The sequence below is a fragment of the Xanthomonas sp. LF07-6 genome (assembly GCF_034105445.1).
Classification (GTDB): Bacteria; Pseudomonadota; Gammaproteobacteria; order Xanthomonadales; family Xanthomonadaceae; genus Xanthomonas_A; species Xanthomonas_A sontii.
Map to the genome: position 1 here is coordinate 1 of NZ_JAXGGI010000036.1, position 1,325 is coordinate 1,325.

Consider the following 1,325-nt stretch of genomic DNA (forward strand, 5'->3'; position numbering starts at 1 on the left):
GCCAGGCGCGTCGCCAGCAACGAGTGACCGCCCTTCTGGAAGAAGTTGTCGCTCACCGCGAGGTCCTCGCGCTTCAGCAACGCCGTCCAGATCTCCAGCAACGCCTGCTCCACCGCATTGGCCGGCGCACGCCGGGCAGCCGTTCCCTGGCCCCGCACCAGCGCCGCCCGGTCGATCTTGCCGCTGCGCGTCAGCGGCCATTGGCGCACCACCTCATAGCCGCTGGGCAACAGGTAGGCCGGCAGCCGCTCGGCCAGCGCCGCTTCCACCTGCGCGGCCGTGGCCCCCGCCAGCTCCACATACGCCCACAGACTGTCCTGCTCGACCTTGACCAGCGCCGCCGCCACGCCAACGCAGGCCTGCAGCGCCGCCTCCACCTCGCCCAGCTCGATGCGGTGTCCGCGCACCTTCACCTGGTGGTCGCTGCGGCCGATGAACTCCAGCTCCCCCATCGCGTTCCAGCGTACCCGGTCGCCGCTGCGGTACAGCCGTTCGGGCCGGCCTGGCAGCGGCATGCGTTCCACGAAGCGCTCGGCACTGAGCTCGGCCCGGTTCCAGTAACCGCGCGCCAGCGCACTGCCGCCGATGCACAGCTCGCCCACCGCCCCACGCGGCAGCACCCGGCCCTGCGCGTCCAGCACCCAATAGCGCACGCCCGGCAACGCACGTCCGATCGGCACCACCGCCTGCTCGGCACTGACCGCCTGCACGCTGGAAGTGATCGTCACCTCGGTCGGGCCGTAGGAGTTGTACAGCGCGATGCCGGCGCGTTCCGCGGTGAACCACGCCTGCTGCAGCGACCGGTCCAGCACGTCGCCCCCACAGCTCACCCGCCGCAGCGCGGTGTCCGCCCAGCCCTCCACCTCCAGCAATTGCCGCAGGTAGGCCGGCACCACGTGCAGCCAGGTCACCCGCTGCTCCCGCACATGCGCCAGCACCGCCTCCGGCTCGCTCATGCCGTCCGGACGCAGCACCACGCTGCCGCCCACCGACAACGGCGCCAGCAGCTGGCTCAACGAGGCATCGAAGCTCATCGAGGCGAACAGCAGCCCGCGCTCGTGCTCGTCCAGGCCGTACTGCTGCGCCAGCGCCGCCAGCTTGTCGGCCAGCGCGCCGTGTTCGACCAGCACCCCCTTGGGCTGTCCGGTCGAGCCGGAGGTATGGATCATGTACGCCGCGCTGTCGCGGGTGACCGGGCTGGCGAATGCCGCCGGCGACTGCGCATCGGCGGCATCGACGGTCACCACTACCTGTCCCGACAGCGGGAGCTGCGCGGCCAGCCAGGCCTCGGTAAGCACGTGGCCGACGCCGGCATCGGCCAGCAG

General features: G+C 71.7%; 1 protein-coding gene. It reads right to left on the reverse strand.

The features are described from left to right. A partial coding sequence (locus tag SLW56_RS20770; RefSeq protein WP_320695407.1) for a non-ribosomal peptide synthetase occupies nt 1–1,325 on the reverse strand: 1,325 nt, incomplete at both ends.